The following is a 22,953-nucleotide window of genomic DNA, read 5'->3' on the forward strand; positions in this document are numbered from 1 at the left end:
AGCTCAACGCGCGGAGGCGGCAATGCCCAAGACCAAGCACTCCTTTCCGGTGTCCAACGTTCGACACTTCCTGGAACCCGGCCCCATCGTATTGTTGTCATCCCAGTGGCAAGGCCAGCACAACATCATGACCCTGGGCTGGCATATGGTGATGGAGTTCACCCCGTCGCTGATCGGCTGCGTGATCTCTAGCGCCAACCACTCGTTCGACCTGGTACGCAACAGCGGCGAATGCGTGATCAACCTGCCTGACGCGAGCATGGTCGATGTGGTGGTGGGCATCGGCAATTGCCGCGGCACCGAGGTCGACAAGTTCGAGCACTTTGGCCTCACGCCGGCCACGGCCAGCAGCGTGCAGGCGCCCATGATCGAGCAATGCCACGCCAATTTCGAATGCCGGTTGCATGACGATGCGATGATCGAAGGCTACAACCTGTTCATCTTCGAAGTGCTCAAGGCCCACGTCGCCGAACGTCCGGCACAGCCCGAGACCTTGCACTACCAGGGAATGGGCCAGTTCATGCTTTCAGGCAAGAGCATCGACCGGCGGCGACTGTTCAAGTCCTCAATGCTGACGTGAGCGGTCGGTGCCCACGCGGCCTTGCAGGAAATAATACACACGCGTACCCACCGCGAGCTTCTCCATGACCACCAGGCCGTTCCCCGGCTCATCCTGGCGCTCCATCACGGCCACATTGCCCTCCTGCTGCGCCAGGAAGTGTGTCAGCGCCTCTTCAGTGGGCAGAGCGGGTAGCAAACTGCGGCTGTAAAACACCCCTGCCCCGGCCAGCCGCTCGCTGGGGGTGGCCAGCGCCACGGTATGCCCCTGCGCCTGCAAAGCGCGTATGCGCTCGGTCAGTGGCAGGAATGACTCCGCCTGGTCCGCCTGGGGAATCACCCACACCGCCGCCAGGTACGCCAGCACGACCACCGCCATCAGTCCCGTGGCCGCCGCGCGCCAACCCTGCCAGCGGGCCAGCAGCACGTTGGCGTACTCAGCCGCGATGACCGCCGCAGGCGGCGCCAGGGCCATCAGGTAAACCATGCGCTTGCTCGACGCCAGCGTCAGCAGGGCAAACTGAGCCAGCAGCCACAGGCTGAAAAACATCAGGTGAGGCTGCACGCGCCATTGTTTGCGAAAGTGCCACAGGCCCAGGTAAACCAACAGGTTCCAAGGCAGGAATGCCTCGGGCAGCTTGCCCAGGTAGTAATGGAACGGCTCGAAATGCCCAGCTTCGCTGAACGAGCCGTTGAAGCGCCCGACGCTGTTGGCCCACAGCACGTCGTTGAGTGCCTGGGCACCGCCCTGTTGGTACAGCAGGGCCAACCAGACCGACAATGGCACCAGCCCCACCAGGGTCAGGCCTGCCGGCCACAGCCAGCGGCCCGGCGCCAAGCGCCGGTCGCGCAGGGTCTCGGCCAGCAGCCAGGCAAAGATCACCACCCCCGGCAGCGCCAACCCCAACACGCCCTTGCTCAGGGTGGCGACGGCGATGCCGGTGATGAACATCAGCGCGCTGGCCGCAGAGCGCTGGCGGCTGGCCAGATAGAAACCCAGCAGCGCCAGGCTCACCCCCAGGCTCAGCAATGAATCTTCGCCCACCTGGCGAACGTTACTCCAGAAACTGGCGCTGGTGGCCAGCATCAATGCCGCCGCCGTGGCCACCGCCATGGGGCGGTCCAGGCGGCGCAACGTGATGAACAGCAGCAGTACGCTGAACAGGCCGGCCAGCGCCGAGGCCAGCCTGACCGCCCAGGCACTGGGGCCGAACACGGTCATGGCGGCGCTGTCCAGCCACAGGCTCAGCGGCGGCTTTTCCAGAAAAGGCTCGCCATTGAGACGTGGGGTTACCCAGTCCCGGTGCAGGTACATTTCCATGGCAATGCCGCCCACCCGAGGCTCGGTGGAACCTTGCAGCGGGTGATTGCCCAGGCCTGCGAAAAACAGCAGCGCGGTGATCAACAGGAGCAGCGCGAAACAGCGTATCGACTTCATGCCTCGGTACCTGAACACAAAGAACTTCAGGGTACGGCAGCGCTGTGAAAAACCGGTGAAAACCTGGTCAAGGCGCGAGCGATCTGCGCGAAATGCTGTAACGCTTTTTTCTCGTTTCGCTGACGCAAAGCCAACGCCTGCCTCCCTAGGCTATGCCTGAAATACCGGTGGCCGGGCTCCCCGACACGCCTTCGGCCGGCACAATGGCACGCGGATACCTTCACCATGCATACCGTCCCTCGTTTCCTGCGCTCTGAGCGCGGGGCTCTGGCCCTGCTTCTAGGCTTCTCCGCCGTTGCCCTGCTGCTGGGGCTGGGCCAACGCGAGCTGTGGGGCGCGGAAACCCGCTGGGCCAACATTGCCTTGCAGATGCTGCAGACCGGCGACTACTTCGACCCCTACCTCAAGGGCACGGCCTACTACGACAAGCCCTTGCCCTCCTACTGGCTGATTACCTTCTGCGCCAGCCTGTTCGGTGGCCTGGGGCACTGGTCGCTGCGCCTGCCTTCGGTGATCGCGGCGTGGCTGAGCATCTGGCTGGTGTACCTGCTGGGCGAACGCCTGTTTCGCCGAGGCACGGGGTTGATCGCCGGTTGGCTACTGGCTACCACGTTCTACTTTCTGGTGTGGGCGCGAGTGGCCACTGCAGACGTCCTGACGGTGTTCGGCGTACTGGCGGCGGTCTGGTGGTACTGGCGGGGGCCGCTGGACACCCGGTTTTCCCGCTATGCGACGTTTTTCCTGATACTGGCCCTGACATCGCTGCTCAAGGGGCTGATCGGCTTCATCCTGCCGGTTCTAATGCTGCTGCCACATCTGCTCGGCGAAGGGCGCTGGAAAGCCCACCTCAACAGGCGCGTGCCGCTGGCCATGGCCTTGGCCGGGGCCTTGTACATGTTGCCGTTTCTGCTATCGCACCTGTACGGTCAGCCAACCTATGGTGAGAGTGGCCTGGCCCTGGTGGTACGGGAAAACCTGGTGCGGTTCTTCCAGCCGTTCGACAACTTCGGCCCGGTGTACACCTACGTGCTGTACCTGCCGGTCTATACCCTGCCCTGGGCACCTTGCTGGGTCATCGCCTTGTGGCTGGCCCTGCGCAACTGGCGCCACGCCGATATCAACGTGCGCTGGCTGGTGATGGGGCTGGGCCTGATGTTCCTGTTTTTCACTGCGTGCGGCAGCCGCCGCAGCTACTACGTGCTGCCACTGGTGCCCTTCGCGCAATTGCTGGGCGCTGCGTGGTTGAAGGAATACCTGGCGACCCATCCCCACCACGTGCCCCGCTGGCAGCGAGGCATCGGCGCCAGCGCGCTGGTGATGGTAGTGCTGGTGGGCGTCGCCTACCCATGGAGCAATGGCAACGGTGGCATCATCGCGTTCGGCCGCGAAGTCCAGGCCCGCGCCAGTCAGCAAGCGCCCTGGCAGCAATGGCATCTGGTGATGATCGAGGTGGACAACAAATTGCCCTTGTACGTGCAAAACCAGGGCGCGCCGTTCACCTACATCGGCGAAGACGAAGATTATCCCCGCCAGGGCACCAGTGCCGACTTCATGGCCTGGCTGGCCAAGCGCACCGGCCAGGCCTGGGACCCGGCGCGCACACTGATCTTCACCCAGTACCCAACGCTGAAGGACCTGCCCCTGCGTTACCTGGCCGAGGACCATGACCTGGTGCTGACCCGCCCGGACAACGGCGCGCGGCTACTGCGAGCCCACGATAACCAGAGCGTGGCGTTCATTCCCAGGCACGTAACGGCAACGGTGGCCGAGCGCCAACCCTGACTGTTAAGGTGGGCGCTCATCCCCCGCACAGATGAGCCCCCATGCTCGACATCAACCGCTTGCGCGCCGACACCCCGGGCTGCGACCCGCTCATTCACCTCAACAATGCTGGCGCCTCCTTGTCGGCTTCGGTCGTGGGCGCGGCGATGGCACGCCACCAGCAACGGGAGATCCGCCTGGGTGGCTACGAGGCCGCCGACGCCGCCCAGGCCGAAACCGCGGCGGTGTACGGGTCCGTGGCACGCCTGCTCAATGCGTGCACCGAAGAAATCGCCCTGGTCGACAACGCCACCCGCGCCTGGGACATGCTGTTCTACGCCCTGCCCCTCAAGGCCGGCGATGTGGTGCTGACCTCAGCCAGTGAATACGCCGGCAACTACATCCCTTACCTGCAGCTCAAGCGACGGCTGGGCATCCAGATCGAGGTACTGGCCAACGACGAGCACGGGCAGGTCTGCCTGGCCGCGCTGAGGGCGCGCTTGCAAGGCCCGCGCGTGGCCCTGGTGTCGCTGCCGATGATCGCCAGCAACGGCGGCGTGCTGCAGCCAGTACAAGCCATCGGCGCCCTGTGCCGCGCCGCCGGTGTGCTGTTTTTGCTCGACGCTTGCCAGGCCGCTGGGCAGGTGCCGCTGGATGTTCGCGCCATCGGCTGTCACATGCTCACCGCCACCAGTCGTAAGTACCTGCGCGGGCCGCGCGGGGTCGGTTTTCTCTACATCGAACAGGCCCTGTGTCAGCGCCTGGAACCCACCTTTCTGGACCTGCACGCGGCCACCCTGGTGAGCGCCGACGCCTTCGAGATGCGCGGGGATGCACGGCGCTTTGAAAGCTGGGAGTGCAACTTGGCGGTCCGGCTGGGCTTTGGCGCCGCGGTGGACTATGCCCTGGACCTGGGCATCGAGGCCTTGTGGGCCCGCATTCAGTACCTGGCGGGCTACTTGCGCGCGGCGCTGCACACCCTGCCCGGCTACCAGTGCCAGGACGTGGGCCAGCCGTTGACGGGGCTGGTGACCTTCACCGGCGAACGACACGCCCCTGCCGCCATCCAGCACTCCCTGGCCCAGCTGCCCCGGCGCATCAACGTCTCGGTGTCGGGTGCGAGCTCGACCTGGCTGGACATGCGACAGCGCGGCCTGGAGAGCGTGGTGCGCGCTTCGGTGCACGCCTACAACACCGAGGCCGAGCTCGATAGCCTGGTCGAAGCCCTGCGCAGGTTATAGGCCTGGCGTTCTACTTCACTGCCCCACGGCCACCGTCCCACGCCGGCGCACGAGCGGATAAGCCAGCGCCAGCACCACGAACCACAGCGGCGCCGCGCACAGCGCCTGGCGGGTGTCATCCTTAAGGGTCAGCAAACCCAGGATCACCACGAAAAACCCGAGCACCACCCAGCACATCGCTCGCCCACCCGGCATCCGGTATTCCGAAGCGGCGTGCAACGCCGGACGCTGCCTGCGATAGGCCAGGTACGACAGCAGAATGATCGACCAGACGAACATGAACAGCAGCGCCGACAAGGTCGTCACCAGGGTGAAGGCTTCCATCAGGTTGGGCACCAGGTAGATCACCACCACCCCGAACAACAGGCACAGGCAGGAAAACAGCAGGCCGTTGGACGGCACCGAGCGTTTGGACAGGCGCTTGAAAGCGCGCGGCGCATCCCCCTCCAGCGCCAGGCCGAACAGCATGCGGCTGGTGGAGAAAATACCGCTGTTGGCCGAGGATGCCGCCGACGTCAGAACCACGAAGTTCAGGCACGCGGCCGCGGCCGGGAAGCCCGCTATCAGGAACAGCTCGACGAAGGGGCTCTTGTCGGCCACCACTTCGCGCCATGGGGTCACCGCCATGATGGTCACCAGCGCCAGCACATAGAACAGAATGATGCGCACCGGGATCGAATTGATCGCCCGTGGCAGGGTATGGCGCGGGTCCCTGGTTTCGGCCGCAGTGGTGCCTACCAGTTCCAGACCGACGAAGGCAAAGATGGAGATCTGGAAGCCGGCGAAGAACCCCATCCAGCCGTGGGGGAACAGACCGTCGTCATTCCACAGGTTGGCCAGGGACGGCACGTGCCCGTCGGGCGAAGGCGATGCCGTGCCCACCAGATAAACCCCGGTGGCCACCAGCAAGGCAATCGCCACCAGCTTGATCATGGCGAACCAGAACTCGACCTCACCGAACAGCTTCACGGTAATCAGGTTGAGCGACAGCAACAGGCCCACGCATGCCAGCGCCGGCGCCCACTGGGGCAGGTCCGGAAACCAGAAATGGGCGTAGGAAGACACGGCGATCACGTCAGCGATGCCGGTGACGATCCAGCAGAACCAGTAGGTCCAACCGGTGAAGAAGCCCGCCCACGGCCCCAGGTAGTCCGTGGCGAAATCGATGAACGACTTGTACTGCAAGTTCGACAGCAGCAACTCACCCATGGCGCGCATGACGAAAAACAGCATGAAGCCGATGATCATGTACACGAAGATGATCGAGGGGCCGGCCAGGCTGATGCTCTTGCCCGAGCCCATGAACAGGCCGGTGCCGATGGCGCCGCCCAGGGCGATCAATTGAATGTGGCGGTTGGACAGGTTGCGTTTCAGGCCCGTCGAATCGTGGGGGCTGGGCGTAGTCGCCATGGGGTCGGTCATGGGGGATTTCCAGGCAGGTGCGGTACAGCGTGGTGGGTCAACGGCCAGATAGCTAGCCAATGTCAGCCGTGTACCATGCCACGGAAACCGTTCCAGCTCCAGCCATGCGGGCGCGGCGCACGGCCGCGCCCGGCGAAGCTCAATGGCCCTGCGGCACGAGTGGTGCGTAATCCTTGCCGCGAGGCTTGCGCCGCAACAGCCCGATCAGCAGCATCGCCCCTGCCACCCCGCCAGTCATCAGGGTTTCGTAGCGGTACGCTGGGCTGATCAGCATGTAGCCCAGCACCAGACTGATCAGCGCGATCACGAACCAGGTCAGCCACGGAAACAGCCACATCTTGAAGGCCAGGGGCTCGCCCCGCCCCTCGAGGATGCCGCGCATGCGCAACTGCGACACCGCGATCACCAGGTACACCAGCAGGGCAATGGCGCCGGTGGTGGACAACAGGAAGCTGAACACCGTGCCGGGGGCCGCATAGTTGACGAAACAGCCGACAAAACCGGCCAGGGTCGAGGCCAGCACCGCCACGGTGGGCACGCCACTGCGCGACACTCGGCGGACCAGGGCGTGTGCCTCGCCGCGAGCGCCCAGGGAGTAAAGCATGCGCGAGGCGGTGTATAGCCCCGAGTTCATGCAACTGGTGACGGCCACCAGCACCACGATGTCGACCATCAGTTTGGCCCCCGGTACGTTCAGTATTTCCAGCGCGCGTTGAAACGAGCCTACCTGTAGCAACCGAGGGTCGTTCCAGGCCACCAGTGAAACGATGAAGAATATCGAGAACAGATAGAAAATCGCGATGCGGTAGACCACCAGGTTGGTGGCCTTGCGAATTTTTTCCTTGGGGTCGGCGGTTTCGTCGGCGGCAATGGTGACGATCTCGGCGCCGAAGAACGAGAAAATGGTGACCAGCACCCCACCCAGCACGGCGCCAAAACCATTGGGCATGAACCCGCCGTTGCCCAGCAACTGGTCGACACCCGAGACTTGCGCCAACGGCCAGTGGCCGCTGATGCCCATCAGGCAGACGGCAATGAACGCGACGATGGCGATCACCTTGACCAGGGCGAACCAGTACTCGAACTCACCGTAATGCTTCACGCTGATCAGGTTGGTGCAGGACAGCACCAGCATGATCAGAAACGCAAACAACCAGGAAGGTACCGCTGGCATCCAGGCATGCAGGATGTCGGCGCCAGCGATGGCCTCCACGGGAATGATCAGCACCCAGAACCACCAGTACAGCCAGCCAATGGTAAACCCCGCCCACGGCCCGATGGCCTGCCCGGCATAGGTGGAAAACGAACCACTGTCGGGGTTGGCGATGGCCATTTCACCGAGCATGCGCATGACCAGCAGTACCAGCAGGCCGGCGATGCCATAGGAGACCAGGATGGCGGGCCCCGCGGTGGCGATGGCGTTGGAAGAACCGATGAACAGGCCGGCACCGATGATGCCGGCAATGGAGATCATGGACACCTGACGCGACGTCAGGCCCTGTTTGAGCGCACGCGGCTCGCGACGTGGACGGGCCATAGTTATTCCTTTTCATTGATTTCGGGCGGCAGCGAAAATGTAATGAGGCTTTTTGTTATGGGGCATGGCTTGAACGAACAACGCCCCCATACTCACTTAACTTTCGCAGGCCCGACAAACGATGTTTATGCACCAGGTGATTCCATGGCGGAATGATGACAGCGCAATAAATCCGTCAGGCATGAATGAATGGAATGTCGATAATCTTTTTATTCTTGAATGGCGGCTTCGCTGGATCACGCTGGCGAGCCAGGTCCCTTCGCGGGGGCCGGCTTGCCAGCGCGGTGGCCGAAAGTCTGGTATTACCAGCTATACCCCACTTTCGCGTAATAGAAAGCGCCACTGTAGCCAAAGGGTGAATAGGTGCTGTACGCCAGGTTGCCACCGCTGGAGGAATAATCGCTGAGTTTGGCCGGGTACTTATCGGTCACGTTGTCACCGCCCAGGGTAAACAGCCAGTTCTTGTAGCGATAGTCCACCGCCAGGTCCAATACCCACGCGGCCTGAAAGTGCTGGTCGTTGACGGCATCGGCCTGGTAACTGGTGTATTCGCCGTAACGCACCAGGGTACTGTGCAAGGCCCAATTGCCGTAGTTGAAGTCGTTGCCCAGGGTCAATTTATGCTCGGGCGTGGTGTCCCCTAGCAGGCCATTTTTCTCGCGGCGGTCAACGCGTTGCAAGTTCACCCCCAAGGCATCGAGCACCGCCGGGTTGGCTTTGACGTCGGTGACTTTGGTGTGGTTGTAGTTGTAGCCCAGGGTACTGTTCCAGCGAATACCGTTGTCGAACTGGTAGCGGTAGTTCGCTACCAGGTCGATGCCGTTGGTGCTGGTGTCCACCGCATTGGTGAAGTAACGGGCGCTGGTGTAGTTGATGTTCCCTACCCCATTGGCCTGCAGGTAGGCGATGGCGGCGTTGTTGAGCACCAGGTTGGACGACAACGTGATGCGGTCGTCGATGTCGATGCGGTACACGTCCGCCGTCACCGTCAGGTTGTCGGTGGGTTGCAGCACCAGGCCCAGGCTGTAATTGCGTGATTTCTCCGGTTTCAGGTCTTCGGCGCCCAGCAACTTGGCCACCTGGCTGTTCGCCGGGAAGGTACCGGCTTCCTGCACCGTGTTGCCGATCAACTGCGACGAGGTGTAGGTGAAGTTCTGCTGGGCCAGGGACGGCGCGCGGAAGCCCGTGGAGATACTGCCGCGCAACGCCACCTGAGGGGTGAAGGCGTAGCGCGCCGACAGGGCGCCCGTGGTGTTGGCGCCGAAGTCGCTGTAGTCCTCGCGGCGCACCGCCGCCGAGCCACTGAGCTTGTCGGTGAAGTCGGTCTCCAGGTCCAGGTACTCGGCGACGCTGTGGCGGTTGTAGCTGCCCGCGTCAGTGTCACGGAAGCCGCCCAGGCCGGAGCTGCCGGTCTGGTAGTACGAAGCCGGGTCGCCGGACTTGATCTGGTAGTCCTGGTCCAGGTACTCGGTACCCACCGACAGCGACACCGGGTTGGCCAGCCAGCCCAGGCGAAATTCCCGCGACAGGTCCAGGCTTAGCTGCTTCTGGTCGTTCTCCAGGGTGCCGTTGTAGAAGTGGGTGGGCGTCGCCAGGCCCAGCGAGGTGTTGATGGTCCGGGTATTGATCTCGTAGCTGTTCTTCCCATAGTTGGCCGACAGGTCGTAATGCCAGTCGTCCAGCCACTGGCCGCGCACGCCCACCACCAGCGACGTGTCTTCCAGGGTGCCGCGGATCAGCGGCAGGTAACCGTTGGGGTACAGCGCCGCCAGGTTGTTGGACGCGTTGCTGGCCCGGTAGAACGCCGCCGTCTCGCCGGTGCGGTGGCTGTAGCCGCCGAAGCTGTAGAGCTGGGCATTGTCGTTGAGGTCGAACTCGCTGTTGAAGAACAGCTTGCCGTCCTTGGTGGCCGGCTCGCCCTGGCGGAACACGTGCTGGCCATAGGTGGTGGAGCCGATGCTGGCGGTGCGGTAATCGTCGCCGGCACGGTCGGTGTAATCGTTGTTGTCGCCCTCCCCCGACAGGTTGAAGAAGCCACGATCGCCCAGGGCGAAACCGGCGTTGCCGTCCACCTCGCGTTGGATACCGTCGCCCTTTTTATAGCTGCCGTACTTGGTCGACACCGAACCACCGTGGTTGGCGTCCTTGAGGATGATGTTGATCACCCCGGCGATCGCGTCGGAGCCGTAGCGCGCCGACGCGCCGTCGCGCAGCACTTCGATGTGGTCGATGGCCGACATCGGAATGGCGTTCAAATCGGCCGGTGACGAACCACGGCCCACGGCCCCGCCCAGGTTGACGAAAGCCCCCGTGTGGCGGCGCTTGCCGTTGACCAGCACCAGCACCTGGTCGGGCGACAGCCCGCGCATCTGCGCCGGGCGCGCCAGTTCGGCGCCGTCCACCAGGCTCGGGCGCGGGAAGTTGATGGACGGGATCAGCCGCGCCAGCACCGTGCCCAGCTCGCTGGAGCCGCTGCTGCGCAGGGTGTCACCGGAAATCACATCGATGGGCGACAGCGACTGGCTGGCGGTGCGTTCCTGGGCACGGGTACCGGTGACGATGACCCTGTCCAGCGTGCTGTCCTTGCCGTCGCTGGCCTCGCCGTCGGCCAGGCTGGCGACGCTCCAGCCACCGCCCAGCACACTGGCTGAGACCAGCGCCGCCGTCAGGGTATTGAGTTGAAACCTGTGCATGTACCGCTCTCCTGTGATCCTCACCCGGGGCATCGAGTACCCAGGGCCGAACGAGCGATCCGTATGGCGAACGGTGGCGGTCATCCTTGACGTTGTTTGATGTGTGTCGGCAGTCCGATTGCCATATAGCATATGGCTACAATGTATAAATTTTAAATAACTTTATTGCATAGGTGAGGGCATATGGCTATCGCGCTGCCTCGTGGCACCCGAGCCAATCAATGCGCCAGGATGCGCGACAGGAACGCCTGCGCCCGCGGCGAACGCTGGCCCAGGTCACCGAAGAAAGCCTCGGCGCTGCAGTCTTCCAGAATCTGTCCCTGGTCCATGAACAGAATGCGGTCGGCCACCTTGCGTGCAAAGCCCATTTCGTGGGTCACACACAGCATGGTCATGCCGTCGCGGGCCAGTTCCACCATGACGTCCAGCACCTCTTGAACCATCTCCGGGTCCAGCGCCGAAGTGGGTTCGTCGAACAGCATGCACAGCGGGTCCAGGGTCAGCGCGCGAGCAATCGCCACTCGCTGCTGCTGGCCGCCAGACAACTGCGCCGGGTACTTGTGGGCATGGGCCGCCAGCCCTACCCGGTCCAGCAACGCCAGGGCACGCTGGCGGGCATCGACAGGCGAGCGCTTGAGCACCTTCTCCTGGGCCAGGGTGAGGTTGGCCAGCACCGACAGGTGCGGGAACAGCTCGAAATGCTGGAACAGCATGCCCACCCGCGCCCGCAGGGCCGGCAGGTCGGTGCCCCGGGCGCCGGGGTCGATACCGGCCACGGTCAGGCGCCCGCCATCGTAGGGTTCCAGGCCGTTGACCAGCTTGATCAGGGTGGACTTGCCCGAGCCTGACGGCCCACAGACCACCACGACCTCGCCTTTGGCCACCCGGGTGGTACAACCGTCGAGCACCTTGAAGGTACCGTAGTGCTTGCTGACGTTTTCAAACTCGATCATCGGTGACTCCGCGACGGAACGCGCCGGGCCAGCCGATGGGCCAACCCCTGCAGGGCGCTGCAAAACAGGAAATAGACCAGGGCCACGAACAGGAAGATCTGGACCGGGTGCACCATGACCCGGTTGCTGACCTGGGTGGCCACGTAGGACAACTCACCCACGCCGATCACATAGGCCAGCGAGGTGTCCTTGATCAGCGAGATCCACTGGTTGAGGAACGAGGGCAACATGATCGGCAGGGCCTGGGGCAAGATCACCAGGCGCAAGACCTGGCCTGGGCGCAGGCCCAGGGCCTTGGCCGCCGCCCACTGGCCCGCAGGCAGGCTGCCGATGCCCGCCGCCACGCCATGGGCCAGGTAGGCACCGCCGATCAGCGACAGGGCACATACCACGGTGGCCAGGGCCGGGACGTCGACGTGGAAAAGGATGGGCAGCAGGAAGTAGGCCCAGAACATCAGCATCAGTACCGGGATGGCCCGCAGGAAGCCCAGCACGCCCACCAGTACCCAGCGCAGCCAGCCGCGGCTGACCACCAGGGCAATGCCCCAGGCCAGGCCCAGCACCCCGGCGGCGATGCCTGATAACAGGCTCAGCAAGAGCGTCAACGCGGCGCCACCCAAGGGCCCGTCGGGATAAGCGCCCCAGGTGAAGTACCCGAGGTTATCGATGATGACCGAAAAGTCCATGGTTCACGCGACCCCGCGACGGTAGTGGCGGCTGTGCTGGATCAATTGCCCCACGGCCTCGATCACCGCGATGCTGAGCACATACAGCAAGGTGGCGAAGCCGAACGCCTGGAAGGTCTTGAAGGTTTCCGTCTCCACTTGGCGCGACGCATAGGACAGGTCGGCCAGACCGATGGCCATGGTCAGGGAGGAGTTTTTCACTGCATTCATGTACTGGCCCAGCAACGGCCCCAGCGCCGTGCGCAGGCCTTGAGGCAGAATCACGTGGCGCCATACCTGGGCGGGACGCAGCCCCAGGGCCAGGCCCGCCGCGCGTTGTTCCTGGCGTACCGAGTCGATACCGGCGCGCAGTTCCTCGGCGATGAACGCCGTGGTGTACAGGGTCAGGCCCCAGAAACCGGCGATGAACTCAAACGACGGCCAGTCCAGGCTGACCGCCCCCAGGGCCAGGCTGCGCGGGGTGTTGAGCCAGCTTACCCAGGCTTCCGGCAACAAGGCGGTGACGCCGAAATACCAGAAAAACAGTTGTACCAGCAGCGGCGTGTTGCGAATCACCAGTACATACAGCCGGGCAGGTGTCGACAGCCAGCGGGCCGGGGCAGTACGGGCCAGGTAGAGCAATGCGCCCAGGCCCGTGGCGACCACGCACACCAGCAACGACAGGCCCAGGGTCAATAGAAAACCATCGAACAACCAATGCAGATAACGGGGTGCGAGCAGTTCACCGAACATGAGGGTGCTTATCCAGATCAAGCAGAAACAGGCCCGCGCACCAAAGTGCGCAGGCCAATTGACGAACCGCGGGGGTCAACTCAGGACTTGTCGCCGATCTTGAACAGCCGCGCCAGCGGGGTGTTGGTCTGCGGCCCGAACCAAGTGTCGTAGATCTTCTGCGCCTGGCCGTCCTTCTCCAGCTCAACCAGGGTCTGGTTGACGAAATCGGTCAGCGCCGTCTCGCCCTTGGGCAGGCCCACGCCAATCAGGTCGTTGGAAATGGTGAACGGCGGTACTTCGTACTTGTCGCGGTCCGGCACGTTGGCCAGCAGCCCGATCAGCTTGGGGCCGTCCTGGGTAATGGCCTGGACGTTGCCGTTGCGCAGCGCGGTGAAGGCGAACGGGGTGTCGTCATAGGCCACCACCTTGGCGCCGGGGAATTTCTCCCGCAGCACGCCTTCGTTGGTGGTGCCTTTGTCGACGCCCACGCGCCAGGTGTTCAACTGATCCTGGGACGTGAGGGTGCCTTTCTTGACGATGAACTGCTGGCCCGACGCAAAGTACGGGGTACTGAAGTTGACCTGCTGGGCACGCTCAGGGGTGATGGTGAAGTTGGCCAGCACCAGGTCGACCTTGTTCGACACCAGCAATGGCACGCGGTTGGCCGGGTTGGTGGATTGCAGTTGCAGCTTGACGCCCAGCTTGGCGGCGATGGCCTTGGCGTAATCCACGTCCAGGCCTTCGATCTGGTGGGTCTTGGCATCGACGAAGCCGAAGGGCGGGTTGCTGTCGAAGGCAGCTACGCGCAACACACCGGCTTTCTTGATGTCTTCCAGGCGGTCGGCATGGGCGATGCCGGACAGCAACGCCAGGGACAGTGCAGCAAGGGCAGTCAGTTTTTTCATGGAGTGTCGACTTCCTGTATGGGCAGTTGGGCGAAGCGCCCGAGGCAGGAAGTCTTGCAGCACGGCAAAAAAACCAAAAGGAATATAATATTATTTGTTAATGCTAAAAAGTAATAACCGTAGCAGCGGACCTGGCCGCGTCATATACGCTGCGCAGCATCAGGCCTGCAATGCGCCAGCACGCCCCGCTGGACACGGCCGCAGCGGCCACGCTGCTGATCCACGGTCGCTGGACCAACAGAGGCCGCCGGCGAATTGAAACAGCCCAGCGCCAGGGTCTTCAGTTGGTGGATACGCCCCAGGGACAAGCCCAGGTGCAGGCTGATCTGCGCATAGGTCATGCCCTCCAGCTGGCTGTGCACGAACACCGCCTTGGCCTGCCCAGACAGGCCGTCGAGCCGGCGGTCTATGGCGATCAGGCTTTCCACCAGCATCAGGTGCTCCTGGGGCGAGGCCTGCAGGCATTCAGGGCCTTCGCCCACCTCGTCCAGCCAAGCCTTTTCCTGATCGCGGCGGCGCCAGCGCTCGTACATCAGGCGCTGGGCGATGGTGGTCAGCAGGGCGCGCGGCTCGCGAATGGCGCCGGGGTCGGGCAGCATCCAGACCTTGAGAAAGGTCTCCGCGGCCAGGTCTTCGGCGCTGTGGCTGCAGCCCGTACGGTAGGCAAGCCGGGTACACAGCCAGGCGTAGTGTTGCTGGAAAATCTGCCCGATCAGTCGGGTCTTCAGTACTGCGTTCGAATCCATAGGTCCATCGTCTTCATGGACTGCACACGCCAACGGACGAGAAGGTGGTGGGCCTGCCGGGTTGAGGTTGACCTGCGTCCTGCAGGTGCCGCCAGTCTGCCCCAGCCCGAGGCGCGGGATAAAAGAACAAAAAACCTGATAATGACGCTATTTGATTATAAAAAAATGTACATGTTCTAAGGGGCAAACGAAACAATCTAGAACACCACTGAAAACTTTCCCCTCTCGTTGCTCAAGGTGCTCGAGGAGCTCGCTCCCCGAGGCCACGCCAGGCCTTGTCCCCTATAGCCATTGCCAAGGACAGACAATGACCCTGCCCTCTCGTAAATTCCTGCCGTGGCCCACCCGCCAGGCCCCTCGCCTGCTCGGCGGCCTGTTGCTGGGCAGTCTGTTCGCCGACCCCGCGTGGGCCGCGGACGACAACACCACCGAACCCCGCCTGGACAAGGTGGAAGTGGTGGGCGCGCGCGTCACCGAGGCCAGCGCGGCCATCGGCGAAGACAAGATCAGCAATACCCTGGCCATTTCCCACCAGGCGCTGTTGTCAGCGCCGGCCGGCACCTCGGGGCTGAAGATGCTGGAGAACCTGCCGGGCTTCAACGTGCAGGTCAACGACGCCCTGGGCCTGTACGAATTCGGCAACTCGGTATTCGTGCGTGCCTTCAACCTGCAGCAGATCGGCTTCTCCATCGACGGTGTGCCCCTGGGGCGTACCGACCAGTTCGGCGGCAGCCCTATCTACCGCTACGTCGACAACGAGAACACCGAGCGGGTCACCGCCTCCACCGGGGCCGGTGACGTGTCCCAGGCGGGCTATGCCTCTCTGGGCCCGTACGTGGACTATCAGACCAGCAACCCCACCCCCACGCCCGGGGCCAACGTCTCCTATACCCTGGGCAGCGACAGCCTGCGGCGCAGTTTCGTCAAGCTGCAGAGCGGCGAGTACCAGGGCCTGTCGGCGTATGTCAGCCGTTCGAAAATCGACGGCGACCTGTGGCGCGGGCCGGGTACCATCGACCGCGAACACATCGAGGCCAAGGTGCGCTACCGCTTCGGCGACCATAACGAAGTGTGGCTGCGTTCGGTGTACAACTCGTTCTACGACTACGACTCGCCGTCCATCACCCTGGCCCAGTACCACGGCACCGCCAATGACCCGTTCGGGCGCTCGGGCCGCGACTTCGCCTACCTGGGCAGTGTACCCACCCTGGCCGAAACCGTGCCGGGGGTGCGCTACAGCAACCCCAACTACAACCAGTACTATAAGCAGGCGGTGAACCAGCGGCGCGATACCCTGACCAGCCTGGGCGGTACCTTCGAGATCAGCCCGGACCTGACGAACTACACCACCCTGTACTACGAAGCCAAGAAAGGCTTCGGCGTATCTCCCGAGTCCTATGCCACTTCACTGGCCTTGCACAACGCCGAAAGCAATGTCGCCGGGCTGTATGAGCCCAATGGCGTGCAATACGGCCTGTCGTCCCTGAGCGGCCACCGCTTCGGCGGGTTGACTGGCCTGCGCTGGAACGTCGGCCAGCACGAAATCGACACCGGCCTGTGGGCCGAGACCGACGTGTTCAACCGCCAGCAGGCGCGCTACAACCTCACGGATGGCAGCCCTGACGGCGAGCCGCTGCTGGATGAGCCCGTGCACTTGCAGGGGGACTTCACGTCCACCCGCAACTCGCTGCAGTTCCATGTGAAGGACACCTGGTCCCTGCTGGACGAACGCCTGCGCCTTCAATACGGGTTCAAGAGCCTGAACCTGGACTACCGCATCGAGGGCTACCGCAACGCCGGCGACTACATCAACGAGCGCCAGCCCCGGCTGAGCACCGAATGGAACGACGCGTTCCTGCCGCAGGTGGGCCTGGTCTACAACCTCACCGGTGACAGCCAGGTGTTTGCCTCGTACTCGGAAAACATGGCCCTGCCCCGCGGCGCCGATGACATCTACCGGGCCGGCAGCCCATCGGTACCGGCGCCCGAGGCGGAGCGCTCGAAAAACTACGAAGTGGGCTACCGCCTCAACCACCCCACCTTCAACGCGGCGTGGGCACTGTACCGCACCGACTTTGACAACCGCCTGCAGTCGTTCGCCTCGCCGGTGCCGGGCAGCAGCCAGGTTGAAACCTACTACCAGAACGTCGGCAAGGTGGTGGCCTACGGCAGTGAACTGAGCGGCCAGTGGAAACCCCCGGTGCTGGGCAGCAAGGTGGTGTTCAACGGCAGCGCCACGTACAACAAGTCCACGTTCAAGAACGATGCCGCGGGCCTGTCCCTGCGCGGCAACGACGTGCCCGACAGCCCGCGCTGGATGGCTCAAGCCGGGGTCACCTACGAGCTGGCGCCCTGGGCGTTGCTGAACTTCACCGGGCGTTTCACCGGCGAGCGCTACAGCAATTTCACCAACACCGAATCGGTGCCCGGCTACACCGTGTACAGCGCCTACCTGGACCTGGGCGGCCAACAAGTGCACTACGGCCCGCTGAAGAACGTCAAGCTGCGCTTCAACCTCGACAACCTCTTCGACAAGGACTACCTGGGCTACATCTACACCACCAGCGACGGCGCGGCGTCGTACCGCCCCGGCTCGCCACGCACCTTCCAGACCACCCTGAGCATGGAGTTCTGATATGCACCTGCGCCTTTGCGCCCTGACCCTGGCCTTGCTGCCCTGGCTGGCCCACGCCGATGACACGGTAGTGAGCCCCGCCACCCTGGCCTTGCACCAGCGCTTACTGGTGCTGGACAGCCACCTGGATACCCCCCTGGACCTGACCCGCCCCGGCTGGGACATCACCCAACGCCATGACTACCGCCAGGACGGTAGCCAGGTGGACGTGCCGCGCATGGTCGACGGCGGGCTGGACGGTGGCTTCTTCGCGGTGTACACGCCTCAGCAACCGCTGACCGATGAAGGCCGCGCGTACGCCAGCGCCTATGGGCTGGCGACGTTGACACGCATCCGCGACATGATCGACCGCAACCCGGACACCTTCGCCCTCGCGCTCACCCCCGAAGACGCCCGGCGCATCGCCGCTCAGGGCAAGCGCGTGGTGTTCATCAGCATGGAAAACGCCGAGCCGCTGGCCGCCGACCCGGCCCTGCTGAACACCTACTACCGCCAAGGCCTGCGCATGCTCGGCCTGGTGCACTTTGCCGACAATGAACTGGCCGACTCGGCCACCGCCCTGCCGCACTGGAAAGGCCTGAGCCCTGAAGGTCGGCAACTGGTGACCGAGGCCAACCGCCTCGGCATTCTGCTGGACGTGTCCCATGCCAGCGACGCGGTGTTCGACCAGATACTGGCGCAGTCCACCGCGCCCATCATTGCCTCGCACTCCAGCAGCCGCGCGGTCAACCCGCACCCGCGCAACCTCGATGACGGGCGCTTGCGCCAACTCGCCGCCAAAGGCGGCGTGGTGCAGGTCAATACCTACAGCGACTACCTGGTACCGCTCAAGCCCAACCCGGAGCGCAACAAGGCCCTGGCCGCCCTCGGCGCACGCTTCCACAACCTGGCCGCGCTGAGCCCGGAGCAGAGCCATGCGCTATACCAGGATTACCACGCGATCGACACGAAGTACCCGCAACCCAAGGCGGACCTGGACGTGTTCATGAAGCACCTGCTGCACATTCTGCAGGTGGTGGGGCCGGAGCATGTGGGCATTGGTGCCGACTGGGATGGCGGTGGTGGCGTGACGGGGCTGGAGGACGTCAGCCAGTTGCCGAAGATCAGCCAGCGCCTGCTGGACGCCGGCTATAGCGAGAAGGACCTGGCCAACATCTGGGGCGGCAACCTGCTGCGCGTGCTGCAGGCAGCGCAGGATGGGGCGGCCAAGGGGTGACAGTGGCCCGGCCGCTACTGGGGCGTGTGTGCCGCGTCGGTGGCCTGCGCGTTCGGGATGCGGCCAGGTCCGCTGGTGTCTGCGGCCGGATCAGGGATAACCCCGGTAGCCTCGCCATTGAGCTCGATCTAACCATAGAACCACACGTTCCAAGCCCCACCGTGCCTTAGATATTTTCCGTGATATATTACGAAAAATATCTACCAGGAATGGATCTGTTCATGGCCAGGCACGCCACCCCACCCCTCGACAAACAGGCCGTTACCGCGCGCTCAGGCAAGTCGCTGACTGAGCAGGCGTACGCCGCACTGCGCAGCCAGATCATCACTTGCCAGATGCCGCCCGGGCTGGAAGTGTCTGAGCAAGAGCTGTCCGAACGCCTGGAGATGAGCAAGACCCCTGTTCGCGAGGCGCTGATGCGACTGTGCCTGGAAGGCCTGGTGGAGAGCTACCCGCGCCGGGGCTACCGGATTGCTCCGGTGACCATCAAGGCCATCAACGACCTGTTCCACATTCGCGCGGTGCTGGAAGGCGATGCCGCGGCGCTGGCCGCCCGCCATCTCAAACCCGACGATTTCGCCGCGCTGGAAACCCTGGCCGATGCGTCCTACCGGCTGGAGGAAAACAAGAGCCGTGAAGATTTCGTCGACGCCAACCGCGAGTTTCACCTGGCCATCAGCCAGGCTTCCGGCAACCCGCGCCTGCATGCGCTGGTGGTCAGCCACCTGGAGGAAGGCGAGCGCTTCTTCCACCTGGGCGCCCAGGCCCGCGACATCAATTCCGAGACCAACCGCGAGCACAACGACCTGCTCGATGTACTGCGCTCGGGCGACCCCGATCAGGCCCGCGCCGTGATGAGCCAGCACATTGAAAGCACCCGCAAGGGCCTGCTGCAGTCATTGATGGCCGCCGAATACCCGGACATCTCCCTATGACCACTACCGCCCTTTCACGCCACCACGTACTGATCAGCGCCGCGCAACTGGCCGCCGAGCTGGCCAGCGTCCAGCCGCCAATCGTGCTCGCCGTGCACAGCGCGGACACCGACAGCGTGGTGCCCCGCGCCGAGCGTCAACGCATCCCCACGGCGCAGGACAGTGACCTGGCCAAAGACTTCGCTGCCCCCGGTGGCGGACGCCTGGGCTCGCGCCCTCTGCCCACCCTCGTCGAGCTGGAACAGAAGGCGCGCGCCTGGGGCATTGGCCACAGCAGCACCGTGGTGGTGTATGACCACGATGGTGGGCTGCAGGCGGCGCGCGCCTGGTGGACCCTGCGCTGGGCCGGGCTGACTCGGGTACGCCTGCTCGATGGTGGCTTCGACGCCTGGCAGGCCGCCGGCCTGTCCACTGAAAACCTTGCCGGGCCGGCACCCGCCCGGGGCGATGTCACCCTCAGCGCCGGCCACCTGGCGCAACTGACCGCCGCCCAAAGCCGCCTGCTGGCCCGCGACGGTGTACTGCTGGACACCCGCATCGCGCCCAACTACCAGGGCGGCCCCAGCGTGGACGGGCAGCCACCGCGCGGGCACATTCCCGGGGCGCTCAACCTCCCGGCCGCCGAGCTGCTGCAGGCCGACCGCACGTTCCTGGACAACGACGCCCTGCGCGCCCGCTTCCTCGCCCTGGGCGTGGATGGCACGCGCCCGGCGGGGGTGTACTGCGGCGCCGGTGTATCGGCCGCGCACGCCATTCTTGCGCTGGCCTGCATCGGTGTTCAGGCACCGCTGTACGTCGGTTCCTGGTCGGCCTGGAGCGCCGACCCCGAGCTACCTGTTGCACAGGGCTCGCAGCCCGGCTAGGGGCTGAACCTTGCTGTACCACCCAACCCGCGCGGCAACCACGACGCGGGACGGGTTTCTGCGCCCAGATGACCCTACACAGGAAAAGGGAGCTTTTAAACGTTCCGTTGCACCTTTAGGGGAGTTACACCTTCATGAAGCCAACCGGCTCCGGTCTTTCCAGGACCACCACACTGGGCTTGCTGCTGTGCGCCATCAACAACCCGGCCGCGGCACTCGCCGCCCAGGCGAGCAGTGACGACAGCACCAGCAGCGCCGACACGCAACTGCAGAAAGTCGTGGTCACCGGCACCCGCCAGACCGGCCGCACCGTGGCCGAGTCCCTGGCACCGATCCAGGTCATTTCCAGCAAGGAGCTGCAGTCCAGCGGCTACTCGGACATTGGCAGCGCCCTGAGCGCGCTGCTGCCCGCGGTGACCTTCCCGCGCTTCAACCAGGGCGCCGCCGGCCTGCAGCGGCCGTTCATCCTGCGCGGGCTGTCGCCCAACCAGGTGGTGGTGCTGGTGGACGGGGTGCGTTACCACACCTCCGCCACCGTCAACCTCAACAGTGACCTGGCCCGCGGCTCGGCGCCTGTTGACGTGGCGTCGATCCCGACGTCGGCCATTGACCACATCGAGGTGCTCACCGACGGCGCCTCGGCCCAGTACGGCTCCGACGCCATCGCCGGGGTGGTCAACATTATCCTCAAGCACGGTGCCACCCCTGGCGCCAACAGTATCGAAGCCGAGTTCGGCAAGACCAAGGAAGGCGACGGTATCCACCGCAGCCTGGCAGGCAGCTACGGCCTGGACATCGGCACCGACGAACACCCCGGCTGGGCACGGTTCTCGTTCAATGCAGCGAACCTCGACGGCACCAACCGCGCCCAGTTCGGCGACCAGAACGCCCAGACCGCGGCGGCCGATGGTGGCTATGCCTACCAGAACCGCGGCGATTCACCGGAAACCGACTACCAGGGCGCGCTGAACTTCCATTACCAGCTGTCCCCGGACATCACCACTTACGGGAACGTGATTCTGGGCCAGCGTGAAGAAACCACCTACGGTAACTACCGCACCCAGAACAACAGCCGCAACATCAAGGCCATCTACCCCAACGGCTATCTACCCGAACAGGTGGTGACCAGCAACGACCTGCAGACCACCCTGGGCTTCAAGGGCCACAACGCCGCCGACTGGGACTGGAAAACCTACGCCAGCTACGGCGAGAACGAGGTGAAACTCAACGCCTGGAACACCCTCAACGTTTCCTACTACAACAGTTACGGCTACAGCCCTACCCACTTCTACCTGGGTAAATACACCTCCACCGACGCCCAGGTGGGCACCGAATGGAGCAAGGAATTCAAGCTAGGCTTTCTGCCCAACCCGTTGTCCTTCACCTGGGGCGCCGGCGTGCACCGCGAGGGCTACAAGATCGGGGCCGGCGAGCCGTCGTCCTATTACGCGCTCAACGGCTCGGCGGCTGGTGCGCAGATCCGCACCGGTACCACCCCGGACCAGACCGGCAGTTGGAGCCGCGACAGCCTGAACACCTTCGTGGACCTGGAAACCGACCTCACCGACAAGCTGTCCGTAGGGCTGGCGGGGCGTTACGAGGACTACAACGAAGGCGTGGGTTCCACCTCTTCGGGCAAGCTCTCGCTGCGCTACCAGTTGACCAATACCCTGGCCCTGCGCGGCACCCTGTCCAATGGTTTCCGCGCCCCGTCCCTGGCTCAACAGCATTACCAGTCCATCAACACCAGCATCGTCAACCAGCAGTTGACCCAGTCGGGCACCTACGCGGTGGACAGCGCCGCCGCGCGCGCCCTGGGCGCACAGGACCTGAAGCCGGAGAAATCCAATAACCTGAGCCTGGGCCTGGTGTGGTCGCCGACCCAGGACTGGGACCTGACCGTCGACGCTTACCAGATCACCATCGACAACCAGATCCTCTATTCCGACAAGATCCTGATGCCTACCGGTTCCGCCCTGTCCGACTACTTCAACGGTACCGTGCCGGGCCAGCAGGTGACCGCCGCGCAGTTCTTCGTCAACGCGGCCAAGACCCAGACCCGCGGCATCGACCTGGTCAGCAGCCACCGTTTCGACCTGCAGGAATTCGGCAAGCTGAACCTGTCGGCCAGCGCCAACTACAACAAGACCCGGGTGCTGTCGATCAACAACAGCAACAGTGTGCTCAGCCAGTACTCGCCCTCGTCCCAGCTGTTCGGGCCGGGTAGCCAGAGCCTGCTGACCGACGCCACACCACGCACCAAGTACTCGCTGACCGCCGACTGGAGCTATGACCGCTGGAGCGTGATGGTCAACCAGACTCGCTATGGCGCCGTGACCCGCTCGCCCTCCTCCTACCCCTACGCGGCCGGGATCGAGCCACAGCGCTATGCCGCACGCTGGATCACCAACGCGTCGGTCAGCTACCGCCTGGGCAACTGGACCCTCACCGCCGGAGCCGACAACCTGTTCGACCAGTACCCCAGCAAAGTCAAATCCAGCAACGACCAGTACCTGCGCAACGAGCTACCCTACGACACCGGCCTGTCGCCCTACGGCGCCAATGGTGCGTTCTACTATACCAAGCTGAACTACACGTTCTGACCCCACCGGGGGTGGTGGCCAAGCCGCCGCCCCCGCCGACGAGATTG

17 protein-coding genes are annotated in these 22,953 nt (G+C 64.1%); 8 read left to right on the forward strand and 9 right to left on the reverse strand.

Going from position 1 to position 22,953, the window contains the following annotated elements; translation table 11 throughout:
• Positions 1-22: 22 nt before the first annotated feature.
• Positions 23-580, forward strand: coding sequence for a flavin reductase family protein (locus HWQ56_RS18110; RefSeq protein ID WP_176571368.1), 558 nt, complete (start codon positions 23-25; stop codon positions 578-580).
• Here HWQ56_RS18110 and HWQ56_RS18115 read toward each other — a convergent pair.
• Entirely contained in the window at positions 566-1,996 is a 1,431-nt protein-coding gene (locus tag HWQ56_RS18115) for an ArnT family glycosyltransferase (protein WP_176571369.1), read from the reverse strand. The two genes, HWQ56_RS18110 and HWQ56_RS18115, sit on opposite strands and share 15 nt — an antisense overlap.
• Positions 1,997-2,221: 225 nt before the next feature.
• Here HWQ56_RS18115 and HWQ56_RS18120 point away from each other — a divergent pair, with 225 nt between their 5' ends.
• Positions 2,222-3,778 carry an ArnT family glycosyltransferase gene (locus tag HWQ56_RS18120; RefSeq protein ID WP_176571370.1) on the forward strand — a complete coding sequence of 519 codons (1,557 nt, stop codon included), beginning with the start codon at positions 2,222-2,224 and terminating at the stop codon, positions 3,776-3,778.
• Positions 3,779-3,819: 41 nt separating this feature from the next.
• Complete coding sequence (locus tag HWQ56_RS18125; RefSeq protein ID WP_176571371.1) at positions 3,820-4,998, forward strand: aminotransferase class V-fold PLP-dependent enzyme; 1,179 nt, start codon at positions 3,820-3,822, stop codon at positions 4,996-4,998.
• Positions 4,999-5,013: 15 nt separating this feature from the next.
• Here HWQ56_RS18125 and cycA read toward each other — a convergent pair whose 3' ends face one another.
• The 8 genes from cycA to HWQ56_RS18165 form a co-directional block, all read right to left on the reverse strand.
• On the reverse strand, positions 5,014-6,420 hold the full coding sequence (gene cycA / locus HWQ56_RS18130) for a D-serine/D-alanine/glycine transporter (protein WP_245217776.1): 1,407 nt from the start codon (positions 6,418-6,420) through the stop codon (positions 5,014-5,016).
• Between the two features lie 139 nt (positions 6,421-6,559).
• Positions 6,560-7,957, reverse strand: a complete 1,398-nt coding sequence (locus tag HWQ56_RS18135; protein WP_176571372.1) for an amino acid permease — start codon at positions 7,955-7,957, stop codon at positions 6,560-6,562.
• A gap of 302 nt (positions 7,958-8,259) precedes the next feature.
• Positions 8,260-10,650, reverse strand: coding sequence for a TonB-dependent receptor plug domain-containing protein (locus HWQ56_RS18140; RefSeq protein ID WP_176571373.1), 2,391 nt, complete (start codon positions 10,648-10,650; stop codon positions 8,260-8,262).
• A gap of 218 nt (positions 10,651-10,868) precedes the next feature.
• Positions 10,869-11,603, reverse strand: a complete 735-nt coding sequence (locus HWQ56_RS18145; RefSeq protein WP_176571374.1) for an amino acid ABC transporter ATP-binding protein — start codon at positions 11,601-11,603, stop codon at positions 10,869-10,871.
• Positions 11,600-12,289 (reverse strand): amino acid ABC transporter permease, encoded by a 690-nt coding sequence (locus HWQ56_RS18150; RefSeq protein ID WP_176571375.1) that lies wholly within the window; start codon positions 12,287-12,289, stop codon positions 11,600-11,602. The genes HWQ56_RS18145 and HWQ56_RS18150 overlap by 4 nt, the downstream gene beginning before the upstream one ends.
• A 3-nt stretch (positions 12,290-12,292) precedes the next feature.
• Positions 12,293-13,021, reverse strand: a complete 729-nt coding sequence (locus tag HWQ56_RS18155; RefSeq protein ID WP_176571376.1) for an amino acid ABC transporter permease — start codon at positions 13,019-13,021, stop codon at positions 12,293-12,295.
• Positions 13,022-13,101: 80 nt separating this feature from the next.
• Positions 13,102-13,908, reverse strand: a complete 807-nt coding sequence (locus tag HWQ56_RS18160; RefSeq protein ID WP_158155506.1) for an ABC transporter substrate-binding protein — start codon at positions 13,906-13,908, stop codon at positions 13,102-13,104.
• A 140-nt stretch (positions 13,909-14,048) separates the two neighbouring features.
• Entirely contained in the window at positions 14,049-14,654 is a 606-nt protein-coding gene (locus tag HWQ56_RS18165; RefSeq protein ID WP_176571377.1) for a sigma-70 family RNA polymerase sigma factor, read from the reverse strand.
• 307 nt (positions 14,655-14,961) lie between these two features.
• Between HWQ56_RS18165 and HWQ56_RS18170 the strand changes: the two genes are divergently transcribed.
• The 5 genes from HWQ56_RS18170 to HWQ56_RS18190 all read left to right on the forward strand — a co-directional run bounded on the left by HWQ56_RS18170 (position 14,962) and on the right by HWQ56_RS18190 (position 22,906).
• Positions 14,962-17,289 (forward strand): TonB-dependent receptor domain-containing protein, encoded by a 2,328-nt coding sequence (locus HWQ56_RS18170; RefSeq protein ID WP_158155502.1) that lies wholly within the window; start codon positions 14,962-14,964, stop codon positions 17,287-17,289.
• A 1-nt stretch (position 17,290) separates the two neighbouring features.
• On the forward strand, positions 17,291-18,505 hold the full coding sequence (locus HWQ56_RS18175) for a dipeptidase (RefSeq protein ID WP_176571378.1): 1,215 nt from the start codon (positions 17,291-17,293) through the stop codon (positions 18,503-18,505).
• A gap of 221 nt (positions 18,506-18,726) precedes the next feature.
• The gene (locus tag HWQ56_RS18180; protein WP_176571379.1) at positions 18,727-19,440 is read left to right on the forward strand and encodes a GntR family transcriptional regulator; all 714 of its coding nucleotides are present in this window, start codon (positions 18,727-18,729) and stop codon (positions 19,438-19,440) included.
• A complete protein-coding gene (locus HWQ56_RS18185) occupies positions 19,437-20,303 on the forward strand; it encodes a sulfurtransferase (RefSeq protein ID WP_176571380.1) in 867 nt (288 codons plus the stop codon). Before HWQ56_RS18180 ends, HWQ56_RS18185 begins: the two co-directional genes overlap by 4 nt.
• Positions 20,304-20,437: 134 nt before the next feature.
• Complete coding sequence (locus HWQ56_RS18190; RefSeq protein ID WP_176571381.1) at positions 20,438-22,906, forward strand: TonB-dependent receptor plug domain-containing protein; 2,469 nt, start codon at positions 20,438-20,440, stop codon at positions 22,904-22,906.
• Positions 22,907-22,953 lie beyond the last annotated feature (47 nt).

Source organism: Pseudomonas eucalypticola (assembly GCF_013374995.1).
Taxonomy (GTDB): domain Bacteria; phylum Pseudomonadota; class Gammaproteobacteria; order Pseudomonadales; family Pseudomonadaceae; genus Aquipseudomonas; species Aquipseudomonas eucalypticola.